Origin of the sequence: Paracoccus sp. 228 (assembly GCF_000967825.1) — a bacterium.
GTDB classification, from domain to species: domain Bacteria; phylum Pseudomonadota; class Alphaproteobacteria; order Rhodobacterales; family Rhodobacteraceae; genus Paracoccus; species Paracoccus marcusii.
Genome location: NZ_JYGY01000004.1, coordinates 28,964 through 45,249 on the forward strand (window position 1 = coordinate 28,964; position 16,286 = coordinate 45,249).

The following is a 16,286-nucleotide window of genomic DNA, read 5'->3' on the forward strand; positions in this document are numbered from 1 at the left end:
AAATACAAGCGTCGCGAGTAAATTGGACCAACAAAGACCGTGTAAAAAACGTGATTGATGCAGCTTATGATTGAGTAACATCACCGATTTTCCCACCAATCAGCAGAACTCTGGCGGAAGTATCCGCAACAACTACATCCCATTCCCGACGGACATTGCACTCCCTCCTTAGGTAGTTCTTGCTTCACGCTTGCGGATCCACAGGGTGTGGTGATTCAGGGACTGGTGCGCGTCGATCAGCAGCAGTTACGCGGTAATGCAGATCATGATTTGTCGTGACAGCACGCCTTGGTGAACAGTGCCGCACCGACCGACGCGACGTGCAGTGATGTGCGGTCTTGACCCAGGATGAGGATCTCTGTCGCCGGGCCGAGCCGAGGTGCGCCTATGGCGAACTGAGCGCCGACAAGGCACCAAGACCTTGGATACGTGTACGGGTCTGCATCAGCGCGGTGATCACGGGAACGAGGTCCAGATTCGGACGCAGGCGCACAAGGCGCGCCAGTAGGCCACCGGGCAGCCGTCGGCGCGTCGGAACGGGGCAAAGCCCGTCTCGGCGTCCGGCATGCGGCGGAAGATGGCGCCGTCCAACTGCCATCCAGTGATCCAGGCGTCGCGGGACAGGTGCGTGACTTCGGGGCGCAGATGCCCCATGTGCAGGACCCCCTCAGCGTCGGCCCAGAGCCCATGTGCGTGGATGTCACCCCCCTGGCCCAGATGCAGGCCCGCGCTGATGATGCGCGCGCCTGGACCAAGGGTGCGGGTGTCGCCGTAAACGGCCACAAGACCGTCGGTCGGCACGCCGCGGGCGATCTGGGTCAGGGCATGGATGCCCGCACCGTAGGAGAGCGGCGCCACCACCAGCGACGCGTCCTGTTCCGTGGTGCCGGGCATCAGGTCGCACAGGTGGTTAGTGACGACGAAGGCCATCTGGCCGCGGGTCAGCACGGCAGCCTTGGGATGCCCCGTCGTTCCCGACGTTTAGAAGAACCAGGCCGGATCGTCCCGGGCCACCGAGGCCTCGGGCGACATCTGGCCCATGTGGCGCGCGATCAGCGGGTCGTGGTCGGGGCCCAGGGGCGATGGGCCGATGGAGATGATCGCCGGAATATGGACCGCGCAGGCGGCGGCGTGGTCGGGGAACTGCGCGCCGCAGAACATCGCCTTTCCCGACAGTGCCATCGCAGGTTCGGAGTGTTACGGCACGGACATTGACACGCCATTAACGAAAGGGGCGTGCGGCAGGCGTTCAACCGGACGCTTCGCATGACAAACTCCGGTTGCGGTTCGTCAATCTTCGAGCGCATTTGGTCGTTCGTCTGTCCGGTTTACTAAGTTCCCTTGGACGGCGCCCCGACTTTGCCCCGGCACTTAGATCGCATCGGCGTCCTTGGCTGTGACCAGCGGGCGAGATGGGAATCACTCCGCGCGGCAGTCGGAATGCTGCCAGGGGCTGATCGAAATATCTTTTCTTTTCAGCATTCTGATACGAACAGGGTGATCGTAAGGCGGATTCAACAGCGGCTCCTTTACGTCGCAGTGATAAATTCTGAAAACTCCTGCGGCTCGCCCCGAGGCGGGGTCTCAAACGCTGATGATTGGGATGCAGTATTGTTCGAATTGGCAGTCGGTGCCGCCTTGGGATCATGCGACCGCGTAGCAGGCACCGGGGTTCGAAGTCCGTCCGGGTGCGCGGGAACAAAATGCCCCTTTGGATGGGTATACGGGTCCAATCCAAAGCAGGTGCACCATGTTGGAAACGGAAATTCTGAACCTCTCGCGACAGGACCAGGCAGGGGCGCTGTCGTCTTGGTTCGCGCGCAAATTCACCGAACAGGTGAAGGACGGCCTGTTTCTTCCCGTGCCCGCGTTGCAGCGGGTGCAGGATCACCTGATCGGTCAATTGCAGGACTATCGCCGGCAGGCCGGGGTCGGAACGGCGGTCCTTGGGATGTCGGGTGGCGTTGATTCAGCGCTGACCGCGGCGCTGTTCAAGGCGGCGGGCTGGCAGGTCATCGGACTGACCCTGCCCATCCATCAGGTGCCGGAGGAGACCGACCGCGGCATCGACGCCTGCAAGGCGCTGGGCCTTGAACACTTTCACCTGGATCTGTCAGCGGAATACGACGCCATGGTGTCCGCCATGGCCCGACTGCATCCCGGCATCGCGACCGCCGATGATGACGGAGCACGCACCCGTCGGGGCAACCTGCGCGCCCGATTGCGCATGATGACGCTTTACGACCAGGCTCACCGGCTCGGGGGCCTGGTCGCCAGCACGGACAACTTTTCGGAGCTGGGGGCGGGCTTCTGGACGCTGCATGGCGATGTGGGCGATCTGGCGCCGGTACAGGGTCTGCTCAAGTCGTGGGAGATTCCGTGGCTGGCCCGCAATAGCGGCGTCCCTGAGCACACGTGGCGCGCCAAGCCGACCGACGGGTTGGGAATAGGTGCCGGAGACGAGGCGCAGATCGGCGCGACCTATCTGGAATGGGACATCGTGGTCTTTGCCCTGGATCAGGCGCGCAAGGACAGTCCCGACATGGATATGGCCGATGTCCAGCGGCGCTTGGGGACAGACGACGATCCGCATGCACAGAGGATCGTGTCGACCGTCGTGACGCGGCTGGGACGGACCTGGTTCAAGCGCGTCAACCCCATCAATCTTGCGCATCCGAAAGCCGATCGGCTTGCGCTGATCGACCGGCTGGACGAAAGGCTGTTCCGCCCCGCCATCCTGCGCAGGCAGCGGGTGGACATCGGGTTTCCCGACGATCTGCACGCGTCCGCCGCCGCGCTCTGCAAGCTGCTGGAGCGGCATGGTTGCCGCGTGGTGACGGCGGAATCCTGCACAGGCGGCCTGCTTGCTGCAAGCATCGGGGGCGTGTCCGGCAGTTCCTCCGCGCTGGAGGGAAGCTTTGTCACCTATGCCCCGTCGATGAAGGTAAATGCGCTTGGGGTCTCCGCCCAGCTGATCCAGGAGCGGACGGTCTATGACCCGCAGGTGGCCCGGCAGATGGCCACGGGTGCGCTGGATGCGGCCCCCGCTGCCGGGCTGGCGCTGGCGATCACCGGCGTGGGCGGTCCGGACGACGATCAGGGTAAGCCCGCGGGATATGTCTGCATCGCGGCCTGCCTGCGCGGGGACGCACCCGTGGTCAGGGAATGTCAGTTCGCGGGCGCGCCTGACATCGTTCTGACCAAGGCCATCGGTGCCGCGCTGCAGTTGGGTATTTCTCTGCTTGATAGCACAGCAGGCGCGGGCGTGGATGCAGGCCAGAGCGTGTAACGGTGCGGCATCGCGGATGCGCCTTCGCGATGCCATATCAGGCGCATCTTTAGGCGCAGCTTTTGGGCGAAGCGCTGTCTCGCACAGATTGTTGGTTTGTTCTGAAGAACTATGGTTGTCACCAGCATTCGCGACGCTGAATCCCCGCACCGTTGATCCATCCGGAGCAGCCGTCTGAGTTCAGCGCCGCCGCCGACGCACAGCACCAGTATCTATTTTCCGCGCGCCATTCATCGCAAACCGGCCGAGAGCTTCTGCGATTCCAATAAAAAGCCATAAATTTTAGAACGCTACTATGCTGAAATGCGTCGCCGTCAGCTTTCAGCGAAAGATGCGGGGACCAAGTTAGCGCGCAGGTTGGGCCATGGTCAGCAGCGGCCCCTGCGATGCAGGCCTAGGTCGCAATTCTGATGCCGTGTCGAAATCCGCCGCGTCTTCACGGTTTATCAAGGGCTCTTGCATAGCGTCGATCGGGCCGACGCATCAGACCACGCGGATCGGCGCATGCGCGTCGACAGGCACTCCTTCGGCAACAGGCGCAGGTCAGGCTTGAAGGAGACCGCCTTGTCACTCATCACGGACGCTCATTTCGGCGCGAACATCATCCTGACGCGGGACAGTCTGAAGGATGGCCAGCCCTTTGCCGAAACCCTCAAGGAAATCGACTTCTCGGGGTTTCGCTATCCCGGCGGCGGCGTGACCGAGGATCAGACCTGGGCGAATGGCGGACTGGCGCGGATGTTCGGCGATCCGATCGAACCCGGCAGCGAAAACTATGTCATGACCATCCACGAGGCGTTGGAATATGCCTCCTTGACCGGCAAGCCGATGACCGTGGTCGTGCCGACCTTCCAGTTCTATGACAAGCAGGGGGGCGTCTTCGATCACTCGGGGTTCGACCGCTATGTCGACAGGCTGGAGACGGCGTTGAAGGCGTTTCCCGACGCCGTGATCAGGGACCTGGAAATCGGCAACGAATACTGGGGCAGCAAGGCTTGGGGCAGCCTGACGGGCCATCAATACGGCGCGATCGCCAATGCGCAGATCCCCAAGCTCAACGGCATGATCGAACGGCTCTCGGACGACATGTCCGGCTGGCATGCCCCAGGCCTGGGCGTTCAGGCGGGCGTCCAGTGGCGCGCGACGCAGGGCGCGGACGGCAGATGGACCGCGGACGGTCCGCAGGAATCCGCGGACATCATCTCCAAGATCTCGCTGGAACATCGCGGCATGATCGACACGGTCTTCCAGCACAGCTATCCGGATGCCAGCACGATCACCCAGAGCCTGAACTGGGCGGTCCGCCCGATGGAGGTCTTTGAGCGGTTCGAGGGGTTCTCCAGCGATCTGAAGTTCTCGCTCTCGGAATTCAACATCGGCGCGAACACGGCCGTCGGCATCGACCAAGGTGCAGCTTGGATCGACGCGTTCTCAAAGGCGGTGGATCTTGGCGTTGATTCGATCGACCATTGGGGCATCGCCTATGACTGGTTGTCGAACAAGTTCTATGACACCCGGTTTCCCGCGACGGAGAGCGACGGCGGACAGATCGTCGCGATCGCAACGCCGATGGGGCAGATCTACGACATCGCGCAAAGCCATCTGGTCGGAAAGACCACCATGACCGATGCCCAAGCCCTGCAGGACATCACTGTGACCGACGGGATCGGCGTCACCGGCTTTGCGGGTGACAGCCAGAAGATCGTCTTTCTGCACAATCCGACCAACGGGGCGGGCAGGGTCGATCTTGGGGGCATCGCCGACGGGATGCACATCTCGGTCCGGACGCTGACGCCCGCAGATTCGCCGCATTCACCCTGGTTCGACGAATCCACGCGCACGGTGACGGGCGCGAACGGCATTGCCGACGCGCGGGCCGACATGAACGTCGTTTCCGGCCCCGGCATTCAGGATCGCCACGATCTGAGACCGGGAGAGATGCTGGTCGTCGTGGTCTCCGATCCCCGCCGCGACCTGGTCATCGAGGGGGCGCATAACGTCACCGATCCGGCCACCGGGATGGTCGACGACCTGATCGTCGGTGGCCTGGGTCACGACATCCTGCGCGGCCATGTCGGCGATGACACGATAGAAGGGGGCGGCGGCAGAAATGTCCTGTCCGGTGGCAGGGGGGACGACGTTCTTGTGGCATCGGATCAGGGCGACGTGATCTTCGCGGATGGCGGCGACGACACCGTGGCAGGCGGCGACGGCGACGACATGATCGTGGCCAGCAGCGACGACCCGCGGGATCACAGCGTCCTTGAAGGCGGCGGGGGACGAAACCTGTTCCTGGTCGGCAATGGCGGCGATGCGTCCATCCTGGATTTTTCGACCCGGGACCATATCGGCTTTGGCGGAGCCTTCGCCGATGCGGGGGCACTTCGCGACGCATCGCAGGTGATCGACAGCGACATCGTGGTTGGGCTCCCCGACGGAAGCCAGGTCATCCTTGCCGGTCAGGCCGAGCGGATCAACATGCTGCACGAACAGGTCCTTGATTTCATGGACCATGACCGGATCGTCGAGGTGACGGACAGTTATCTGAACGGGCTGACGCATGACCAGGTTGTCGAGGTCTTTCGCCAGGGCGAGGGAAACTTCGATCAGCCGGACCAGCGGGGTACGTCGATCTACTTCGATGAGCTGGAAGCGACGATGGCCCGTCTGGAACTGCGAGAGGATGACGAGGGTCTTCCGAACGACGACCTGCCCGTTCGACCGGTCGACGAAGATGACCTGCCCTCCGTTCCGCCGGTTGCCGACGATCCCCACACCCCCGACCCGGACGATCCCTACGCAGATCAGGATGAGGAATCCGCCTCTGGCGGCGCCTGTTTCGTCGCAACGTCCGCCTATGGAAATGCCTGGCATCCCGACGTCGTTGCGTTGCGCGCGTTCCGCGACAACCACCTGATCAAGACGCGGGCCGGTCGCTTGTTTGTGAGGGTCTACTGGATCATCGGTCCGAAGCTGGCGGCCCGCACACGGCCCGACCAGTTTCATGCACGCGCCGTCCGGTCGACGCTTTCTCGGTTTGTCGCATTGCTGAGGTCGACCGATCTGACCGCTGGAAAATGATTAGTAGTGTGGTTCGCAATGACCTGCCGGGTTGAGCAATCGCTCGACGCGCGGAGCTTTCATCTCGCGCAGCGGAGCGGGCAATTGCGGTGGTGAGGGCCGGCGCGTAGTCAGGCGGGGTCTGGTAATCCGGGGCCGAATGCGGGCGCTCGGTGTTGTAGTCGGCGGCCCGGTCAGCGATCACAACACGCGCATGAGCCAGGTTGCGGAACATGGTATCATTGAGCAACTCATCGCGCATCCGACCGTTAAAACTCTCGACAAAGCCGTTTTGCATCGGCTTTCCCGGCGCGATGCAGTGCCACTCGATCCGATGCTGGGAACACCACCGCAGGATGGCGGTCGATGTTAGTTCGGTGCCGTTGTCTGAGACAATCGTTCCAGGTTTCCCTTGACGCTCGATCCAAGCCGATTGCTCTCGTGCGACGCGCCGTCCGAATATCGAAGCATCCGGGATCGCCGCGAGCGCACGGATTGAGGTGCCGCCTGAAAGCTGGGCACTGACGTAAGTACTGTTTTTGCTGTCTGCTGATCTTCATCACGAGGGAGATCGACGATGTCGAAACGAAAGCAGCACGCCCCTGAGTTCAAGGCGAAGGTGGCACTTGAGGCGATGAAAGGCGAGGGGACCGTGTCGGAACTGACGAGCCGGTTCGGCGTGCAYCCGACGATGATCGATCAATGGAAACGCGCGTTGCTCGATGGCGCGTCCGGTGTCTTTGAACGCGGTGGCCGCAAGGCGCCGGTGATCGACGAAGACCAGGTCCGGGATCTGCATGCCAAGATCGGAGAACTGGCGGTGGCCAACTCATTTTGGAAAGAAAGCTGAAGCCCTGGGGCGGGAAGTGATGCGGCACTGGAACGCCATTGGTCCGAGAGACGATGCCGAACGGCATGGTCGAACGCGACCATCCGGACCTGTCGATCGGCCGGCAGTGCGCTCTGCTGCAGGTCCCTCGTTCGTCGTTTTACCATATGCCGCAGGGTGAGACGGACCAGACCCTCGCGTTCGCCATGGACCTCGAACCAGTGGCGGCCACAGGGCTCACTGCGGTTGATCGACGTGCGGTTCCTCGACACGCCTTTCCTTGGCGTCCGTCAGATGACCTGGCACCTGCGCAGTTGCAGGGACCGTGGCCCCAGTGGGGCCGCGCAAGCCCGAAAACGGCCACAAGGTGAACGAAAAGCGCATACGTCGGCTTATGCGCCTGATGGGTCTGATGCCGATCTAGCAGAAGTCCAACACCGGCCGGCCGACGAAGGGACACAAGACCTACCCCTATCTGGCTCGCGCGGCCTGCGTGCGGACCGGCCAAATCAGGTCTGGTGTGTGGACATCACCTATCTGCCGATGCGTCGCGGCGCTCGGCATGGCCTCGGACCGGTGGCGGCTCATGCCTCACTCTCCCTGGTGGCGATCATGGACTGGCACACCCGCATGGTCTTGGCGTGGCGGATCTCCAACATCGAGCCATAGTCCGCCACTGGTCCGAGGACCATGGCGAGGGGACGCCGACTTCTGCGTCGAGGCGCTGAACGAGGCCATCTATCGGTTCGGACCGCCGGACATCATGACCATGGAGCATGGTCGCGCCATCGGTCCAAGCGGCCATGCGCCGTCAAGGCTCCCAGTTCACGTCGTTTGCCTGGACAGGCCGCCTGCGACGGTCGGGCGTCCGCATCTCGATGGATGGCAAAGGCGTTCGCAAGCGCACCTTGGACAACATCTTCATCGAGCGCCTGTGGCACGCCCTGAAATACGAAAGCGTCTATTTGCATGCCTGAGAGACCGGATTGCAGGCACGCACCGGTGTCCGCAACTGGATGGAATTCCACAACCACCGCCGGCCGCACAAGGTCCCTGGCGGCCGACCGCCAGCAGTGGTCTGCTCACTGACAGCAGAAGCAACGCAACTCGATCAGCAGGACCAGATCAGAGTTTGAAAAGCGCCAGATCCTGTCAAAAGAATGGAGAGCACATCAGTGAAGGAAAAATTCCGTAGCAGATCAGCAACCTTGGCCCACAAAATTTAACCTATTGAACGTATTATCTCGGCGGTACTGAAGTTACGGCAGCATTTAACGATCAGTGGAAGATGACCTTAGCAATATCAATTCATACGGTCGACGACGGGAATGCATCCTGATCGACGCCACGCACAAGGTTGCAAGCCGTGCTTCCTGAATGCGTTTAGCTCTTCCTGTAATCCTTCAGCAGCCGTATCGCCTGATCGACCTTGGACTCTATCAGCTTGTCCAGAAAGGCGGGCGCCGACATGGCGGACTTGCTTTTCATCGGAGGCACGTGCTTTGCGGCCTTCGACTTTGTGTCTGATTTGGGTCGCGCGCGCGTGGTATTCTTTCGGATCGTCGCCATTGATCAAGCCTTGGTCTGTGCAGCGTCTGAACCGGAACCCCCGCCTGATGTTCCAGGAGAAGGATTTTTATCTGAACCGGAGCAGTAGGAACGTCGAGCTGACGGTTATTGCATTCCGCACCGCCGCCCTGACATGCATCTTGTCGCGACCTTGCTTTCTCTCCTGTTACCCGCCACGGCCTGCAGGTAGGCTGTTCTATTAGGAACCTCAGATCGAGTGCACTTCCAAGCGTGGCCTGATCCGCCATCGCGTATTTTTCAAGTGAAAGCGTTCCTGTTATCGAACGTTGCGCATTGGCTGTACGTACCTCCACAAGATGAACACCTGATGTGTTCCACGAGATGGATTGTGGCCTGCAATCTGAAATTGGCGCTTGTCGGCATGTTTCGGAACGCGTTGAGGTCGTCACGATCGGGGTGTTACACCGGTTTCAACACTTCGGCGCATCGCAACAGCTGATTGCCCATTGCTAAGGTACCCGTACACGAAAACGGTATGCTCCTCGCAGTCGTCACGATTTAATAGTTTCAGGCTGAATCAACTATGAAAATTTGATGCAAGCGGCCGGATGGTGCCAATGCTAATTGGGTTCAGCCGCAGACTGATTGTCGACCGAAGTTTGGATAGCTAAACTCAGTTTTCCGGAACTTAATTTGCAATTGATTCGGCCGCTGCCCGAATAGTTCGCAATATCATAGACCAGAGCGCGGCATCCTGAGACTGCTTACTATAGAGCGACAAATAATTTGCAAAACTTACGACAGTTTCGATTTTTGGAGCAACGTCCTTCCAATGACGTCCGACACGTCGCTTTAGGATAGACAAAGCGATCACAATTGATCGCAGTGTCGTGGGTGTCTTGACCTTACAACGCTGGGAAGCGCTACCTAGCAACGCGGTGATGGAGAATACCGCGAAATGAATGAACGGTTGAGTGAGGTGCGGGTTACAGGGCCGCGCGCTACCTGGGTGATTGATGATCGATCGTGAATTGCGCGACCGGTTCGTGGCCGCGGGCGTACCCGAAACCCAGGTTGATCCCATCCTCTCCTATTTCGACCTTTATGGTGGGGCTGCTGAAATCACCTCCGAGGAAGAATATCGGAATGCGGCTGCCATTTATCTGACGCTGGATGGACATCTGGCGCCTGACGATGCGCACAGCGCCGTTGCCCGCTATGTCATCCATCTTGGGGTGCGGCTGGCTGAGTGGGATGGCAAGCACACCGTACCAAGCGTCCTGCGGTGACCATAAAGCCCAGGGGCGCCGTCGCTTCGTTGTCTGATGCATGGTAACGATTTTGCCATCACCGGCGCAAATGTGCCGACAAATACAATCTTGAGTTGATTGGTTAACGGTGTCTTGCTACGCCGAACCTTCATGGTGGTGGTCGAGCAAAGCCGACCACCGACTGACAACAACCCGATTGCAAAGGTTGCACGCTTGCCTGTCCAAACTCCGCACCCCCCTGCAATCCGCAGACATGCGCCACGGCGACAGCTCTCTTGGACGCAGACTGCCGGGCAGTTCCGGGAAAGGCCGCATTCGCGGACCCGTCTGCCCATTCGTACCTAGTGCACATTCATGTCTGAGCCGGCGCCGCGATCCGCGGTGTCTCTTCATCATGCCCGGACCATGGGCTGGACACAGGATACATCATGCCGACGACCTTCAACTGGATCTCTCTTGGAACGCCCCGCAACGCCACCGGCGGCATCGTCACGCTCGACCCGTCAGAGGTAATTGCTGGCGCAGAAAACGCTTCCAGCCTCCTGACCGCCGCGTCCGGTTCGGGGTCCCGGGTGTTCGGTTCGCAGGGCGCGCCGCTCTACAACAGCATCACCTCTGCAACGATGATCAACCGCAGCGGCAGCGACAACGCGCTGGACACGGATACGGCCGTCGGCACATCGGCGGATCGTTTTACGACCAACATTGGCGCCGGAGTCCAGACCTTCAACTTTGACGCCTTGGTCAATTACAACGGCACCGTCACCTATGCGGATGGATCGACCGCGTCGAACGTGACGCTGTTGGTGGTGCAGGCGGAAACGGGCGAACTGTTTCTTGCGCCGCCGCCGGCCACGGGTTCGAACGCGGCGTTGACGCTCAAGCCGATCCAGTCGATCCGGCTGGATTCGGTGGCGAATAATGACGTCAACCTGTTGATCGACCGCCAGCTTGGAATATTCGACGATGGCTTTGTCGATGGCACGGCCGGGGCCGACCTGATCGGTCCCAGTTATGTAGAGCCTGCCGCTGGCGGCTCAGACCGGGTCGACGGCAATGACGGGCTGACCAGCGCGGGCACCAATTTCAACGATGACCGTATCCGCGCGGGCGCGGGCAACGACACCATCGACGGCGGCCTTGGAAACGACCTGATCGACGCGGGCGAGGGCAACGACCTGGTCAACCTGACCGGGGTGTTCGGCAACGACACCATCACCGGCGGCGCGGGCAGCGACACGCTGTCCGGGGCGACACTGACGGCCGCGTCCACTGTCACATTCAACGGCGGCTCCGGCACCTTTGCCAGCGGAGGCAGCACGGCCAGCTTCAACACCATCGAGGCCGTCACCACCGGCTCCGGCGCCGATACGGTCACCATCAGCGGGGCCGTCGCGGGAAGCTTTGCCACGGGCGCCGGGGCAGACACGATCAACGCTGGCGGTTCCGGCGCGGATACGATCAACGCGGGCGAAGGCGACGACCTGGTCAACCTGACCGGGACGTTCGGCAGCGACACCATCACCGGCGGCGCCGGCAGCGACACGCTGTCAGGGGCCACGCTGACGGGCGCGTCCACGGTCACGTTCACCAACGGAACCGGCACCTTTGCCAATGGTGGCAGCACGGCCAGCTTCAACACCATCGAGGCGATCACCACAGGCGCGGGGGCCGATACGGTCAACGCGGCGACCAACACCTCGGCCGCCAGCTTCGCCCTGGGTGCGGGCAACGACAGCTTTACCGGCGGCCTTGGTGCCGAGACGATCGATGGCGGGGCGGGCGACGACACGATCGTCTCGGGTGGCGGTGCGGATGTCGTCAGCGCGGGGGACGGACAGGACCTTGTCGATGCGGGTGAGGGCAACGACTATGTCGATGCGGGGGCCGGAAACGACACCGTCGCCGGGGGTGCGGGCAACGACACCCTGCTGGGTGGCACGGGCGACGACCAGCTGAGCGGCGGCATCGGCGACGACAGCCTGCTGGGAGGCGCCGGCAACGACGTTCTTCTGGGTGGCGACGGAAATGACTATCTGGACGGCGGCCCTGGCGCCGACACCTTGACCGGTGGCGCGGGGAACGACGTCTTCGTCGTGTCGAACGGCGATCTCATCACCGACTTCACGACCGGCGACCCGGCCAACAACGACAGCGTGGATCTGACGGCCTTCTACAACGATGACAACCTGGCGATCATCAATGCGCAGCGGGTGTCGGCGGGGCTGACACCCTACAACTCCGCCTTGGGCTGGCTCAGGGCGGACCAGGCCGATGACGGGGTGCTGAACAGCATCCGGACCGATGCGGGCTTTGCCGAAAACGTCACGCTGAGGATCCAGAACGGCGGAACGGCGGTGACGGCGGCGCAGCTGACCGAAGGCTCGACCTCGGTTCTGTGCTTCGGGTCGGACGCGCTGATCCAGACGGTGGACGGACCCGTGCCGGCCGGTGCGCTGAAGGTCGGCGACATGGTGATGACCCGCGACAACGGCGCGCAGGCCATCCGCTGGATCGGTCAGCGCGTCATCGATGCGGCCGCCTTGGCGGATCGGCCCGCACTTGCGCCCATCCGCATCCGCGCCGGCGCCCTGGGCCAGGCATTGCCCAGCAGCGACCTGATCGTCTCGCCACAGCACCGCATCCTGGTGCGATCGAAGATCGCCACGCGCATGGTCGGCGCGCCCGAGGTCCTGGTCGCCGCCAAGCAGCTGACGGCCGCCGAAGGCATCGACGTGGCCGACGATCTGGCCGAGGTGACCTATGTCCACTTCCTATTCGACGACCACCAGATCGTCCTGTCCAACGGGGCGGAGACCGAGTCGCTTCATACCGGACAGGAGGCGCTGAAGGCGGTTCCCGTCGAGGCGCGTGCCGAAATCTTGGCCCTGTTCCCGGATCTGGCCGATGGAACGTCGCGTGCGGCCGTGCGCCCCATGCTGACCGGGCGGCTGGGACGAAAGCTAGCGGAACGCCATGCCCGCAACAGAAAGGCGCTGGTCGCCTGAAGATCGGAAAGGCGTGCCGATTTTTGGCACGCCTTTTGCCCAACTGGGCGGGTGCGTTTGCATAATTGCCGCCGGGCTTGGCTTCGGCCTGCGAGGCAGGGTTGTCTGACCAGGGACGTGGCTGCACTGTAATCGTGGTATCTGGTCACGCAAACCGGAGGGCATCCGATCGTCAATGCATCGCGGCCGAACTGACGCTGCGAAGCGGTTGTACCGTGCCGGCAGATGTCCGACGATAGCGGCGTCGTCTGACGTGACGCGGCGGCCTTGGTGGCGAGGATTTGCATGACCCGGTTCGATCGGCCTTTCGGGACCATGCCCGACGCACACCCTGGTGATCGACGCGGGGCGGGTCGCGGTCTGCCGACGTCCGGGATCGATCTGCAAGCCGCCAGGCCGGCCTTCGGCCATGCCGATCAGGTTCCCGTGGGCAACTTTCGCTTCGTCGCGCTGGACGTCGAGACGGCGTGCAGCGACGCGGCAAGCATCTGTCAGATCGGCTTGGCCTGCGTGCAGCTGGACGACGAAATCCAGACGTTTTCGATGCTGGTCAACCCCAGGTCGCGGTTCGACTCGTTCAACATTCGTCTGCACGGCATCGGCCCGGACCATGTGGCGCAGGCCCCCGGCTTTGCCGAGGCGCTGGAGATGCTGCTGCCCCTGCTGACGCGCCATCAGCTTGTGCAGCACAGCAACTTTGACAAGCAGGCGATGAATGCCGCCTGCCGGACCTGCGGCCTGGACGTTCCCGATCTGCGCTGGAGCGACAGCGTCACGATCGCAAGGCAGGCTTGGCCCGAATTGAAGGGGAACGGAGGGCATGGGCTGGCAAACCTCAAACGCGTGCTGAACCTTCGGTTCCACCACCACGACGCGGGAGAGGACGCCCGCGCGGCGGCCATGGTCGTGCAGCATGCCGAGCGCCGCCTGGGCCTGCCCTTCGACGACCTGATCAAGCCGGTCGCGAAAAAGCGCCAGCCGCCTGCGATCAAGATGGCTGGAAACCCGTCGGGGCCGCTGGCGGGGTCCACGGTGGTTTTCACGGGCACGCTTGGCATGCCGCGCGCAATGGCGGCCGACATGGCGGCGCGATCCGGGATGGACGTCAGGGCCGGTGTGACACGGCAGACCACCCATCTTGTCCTAGGCGATCAGGACCTGCTGGAACACGAGGGCGCCTTGCGCAGCGCCAAGCACCAGAAGGCCGTGCAGATGCAAAATGCGGGGCATTCCATCCAGATCATGGGAGAGAGTGCGTTTCAAAGACTGATCGCCGGTTTCGGCGCCGTCTGAGCATTTGGGGTCGGTTCTGCCGAACCGCGATATCGCGGGGCGGCAGACCGGAAACGGAAACGCCGCATCGCTGGTCGGTCTGGCCCCTGCCGCATAATTTGCGGGCACCCGTTCACCGCCAACGTCATGGGTGATCAGGCGCGAGGCACATCAAATCGTTCTGGGAGAACAGGCGAGGCAACTGCGCCGATTCGATTTTCCAGCATAGACAGGGGTGGCGTGACGACACTGTCCAATCTGCGTGCCGTTGGGTCGCTGTCACTCCGTGCTCAGCAGATGGCACCGGACGGCCAAAGAAAATCCGTGCTGAACATCAGAAACCTTCGCTTATGAAAGAGGCGCGATGGGTCTTGCGAAGCGCAATGCACTTTCCTGATATTAAAAACGCCTTGGCCGGACCGCCGGTCTGCGTGCCAGTAGATCGCTCCTCATGTCTTGGAGCAGCGGTCGGCACGACTGGTATCGACGCCGCCCGAACAAGGCCGAAGCTGTCCGGGCGGCACGTGTGCAAGGTCTCGCCGCGCCGAAAGACGCGGCGGGATCTTATTCGTCGGTGATCTCCATCTGGCCCCTGCGGGACGTCTGGATCGCGATCACGGTGCAGATCACGCCCGATCCAAGATAGACGCCCGCGGCCCACAGGCCCAGCACGCTGGACATCGACAGGGCCGTCAGGGGGGCGAAGCCCGCCCCGAACATCCAGGACAGCGACGCCACCAGCGCCGAGGCGGTATAGCGGTTCTTCTTGCCGAAGAGCGAGGCGATGACGCCAGAGCTTTGCCCGAAGCTGAGGCCCAGGAGGACGAAGCCCAGCACGATGTAGGTCGTGGCTCCCTCGCGTCCGCCGGCCAGAAGCAGCGGGCCGAGGACAGCGAACGCGCCGATCGCCAGGGCACCCAGCATCAGCAGGCGACGCCGGCCGATCTTGTCGGCGATGTAGCCCGAGGCCACGATTGACACGATCCCCGCAACGGAACCCCAGATCAGCGAATAGAGCACCGCCTCGGGGGGATCGTTCGAATAGAGGAACACCCAGGACAGCGGGAAGATCGTGACCATGTGGAACATTGCAAAGCTGGCCAACGGCATGAAGATGCCCAGGATCATGCTTTTGCCGTCCTGCTTCAGCGTCGGGCGGATGCGCGAGGGGCGCAGTTCGCTGGAGTTCAGCATGTCGTCGAATTCGGGCGATGCCACGATCCGAAGGCGGGCGAACAGCGCGACGACGTTTATGGCGAAGGCCACGAAGAACGGATAGCGCCAGCCCCAGTCCACGAATTCGTCCGCCGAGACGTTGATCAGCAGATAGGCATAGAGCAATGCCGCCACGGCCAGGCCGATGGGCGCCCCAAGCTGCGGAATCATCGCATAGAAGCCGCGCTTTTCGCGGCTGACTGACAGGGCCAGCAGCGACGGAAGACCGTCCCAGGTTCCGCCCAGGGCCAGGCCCTGACCGATCCGCAGCAGGGCCATGATCGCGATCGCCCACCAGCCAAGCGTGTCATAGCTGGGCACAAGGCCCATCGCGACCGTCGACGTCCCAAGAAGCAGCAGCGCGGCCGTCAGCTTGCCCTTGCGCCCGACGGCGCGGTCAACGGCCATGAAGATCACCGTCCCAACGGGACGCGCGACGAAGGCCAGCGCCAGCAGCACGAAGGACGCAAGCGTCCCCTCGACCGGGTCCAGGAAGCCGAACAGGCGCGCCGGAAAGACCAGCACGCAGGCGATGGAGAACACGAAGAAGTCGAAGAACTCGGACGTGCGGCCGATGATCACGCCGACCGCGATGTCGGAGGGAGAGACGTGGTGGTCGTCCGCATCCTGGCCGGTATTGAGCCGGGAGCCGGTTTGGGTTGACGTCGCCATGGCAAGACGCCTCCTGATAGATGCTGCATTGACGCGGGGTGCACGGCCGGAATGATCCGGGCACCCGCTCCCTTGCCCGTGGCACGGCCGGATTGGAATTGGACAAGTTGTCATAGGTCAACTTGTCCAATGTCGCCCGC

10 protein-coding genes and 1 pseudogene are annotated in these 16,286 nt (G+C 62.5%); 7 read left to right on the top strand and 4 right to left on the bottom strand.

Annotated elements, in window-relative coordinates; all coding sequences use genetic code 11:
* Positions 1-456 precede the first annotated feature (456 nt).
* Positions 457-948: a hypothetical protein gene (locus tag SY26_RS22210; RefSeq protein WP_046000901.1), complete on the bottom strand. Its 492-nt coding sequence runs from the start codon at positions 946-948 to the stop codon at positions 457-459.
* 33 nt (positions 949-981) lie between these two features.
* Entirely contained in the window at positions 982-1,182 is a 201-nt protein-coding gene (locus SY26_RS22215) for a hypothetical protein (RefSeq protein ID WP_046000902.1), read from the bottom strand.
* 568 nt (positions 1,183-1,750) lie between these two features.
* Here SY26_RS22215 and nadE point away from each other — a divergent pair.
* Positions 1,751-3,289 (top strand): NAD(+) synthase, encoded by a 1,539-nt coding sequence (nadE, locus tag SY26_RS13115; RefSeq protein WP_046000903.1) that lies wholly within the window; start codon positions 1,751-1,753, stop codon positions 3,287-3,289.
* 564 nt (positions 3,290-3,853) lie between these two features.
* Positions 3,854-6,370 (top strand): calcium-binding protein, encoded by a 2,517-nt coding sequence (locus tag SY26_RS19980; RefSeq protein ID WP_052715279.1) that lies wholly within the window; start codon positions 3,854-3,856, stop codon positions 6,368-6,370.
* Positions 6,371-6,398: 28 nt separating this feature from the next.
* Here SY26_RS19980 and SY26_RS20575 read toward each other — a convergent pair.
* A pseudogene (locus tag SY26_RS20575) lies at positions 6,399-6,836 on the bottom strand (transposase family protein); the annotation flags it as partial.
* Positions 6,837-6,926: 90 nt separating this feature from the next.
* Here SY26_RS20575 and SY26_RS22220 point away from each other — a divergent pair.
* The 5 genes from SY26_RS22220 (at position 6,927) to SY26_RS13150 (ending at position 14,280) form a co-directional block, all read left to right on the top strand.
* Entirely contained in the window at positions 6,927-7,199 is a 273-nt protein-coding gene (locus SY26_RS22220) for a transposase (protein WP_369799437.1), read from the top strand.
* 755 nt (positions 7,200-7,954) lie between these two features.
* Positions 7,955-8,155 (top strand): hypothetical protein, encoded by a 201-nt coding sequence (locus SY26_RS22225; RefSeq protein WP_369799438.1) that lies wholly within the window; start codon positions 7,955-7,957, stop codon positions 8,153-8,155.
* A 1,569-nt stretch (positions 8,156-9,724) separates the two neighbouring features.
* Positions 9,725-9,997, top strand: coding sequence for a hypothetical protein (locus SY26_RS13140; RefSeq protein WP_046000905.1), 273 nt, complete (start codon positions 9,725-9,727; stop codon positions 9,995-9,997).
* Positions 9,998-10,407: 410 nt separating this feature from the next.
* Positions 10,408-12,987 carry a Hint domain-containing protein gene (locus SY26_RS13145; protein WP_046000906.1) on the top strand — a complete coding sequence of 860 codons (2,580 nt, stop codon included), beginning with the start codon at positions 10,408-10,410 and terminating at the stop codon, positions 12,985-12,987.
* A gap of 285 nt (positions 12,988-13,272) precedes the next feature.
* Complete coding sequence (locus SY26_RS13150) at positions 13,273-14,280, top strand: exonuclease domain-containing protein (RefSeq protein WP_232303344.1); 1,008 nt, start codon at positions 13,273-13,275, stop codon at positions 14,278-14,280.
* A 543-nt stretch (positions 14,281-14,823) separates the two neighbouring features.
* Here the strand turns inward: SY26_RS13150 and SY26_RS13155 are convergent.
* Complete coding sequence (locus SY26_RS13155) at positions 14,824-16,146, bottom strand: MFS transporter (protein ID WP_046000907.1); 1,323 nt, start codon at positions 16,144-16,146, stop codon at positions 14,824-14,826.
* Between the last annotated feature and the right edge of the window lie 140 nt (positions 16,147-16,286).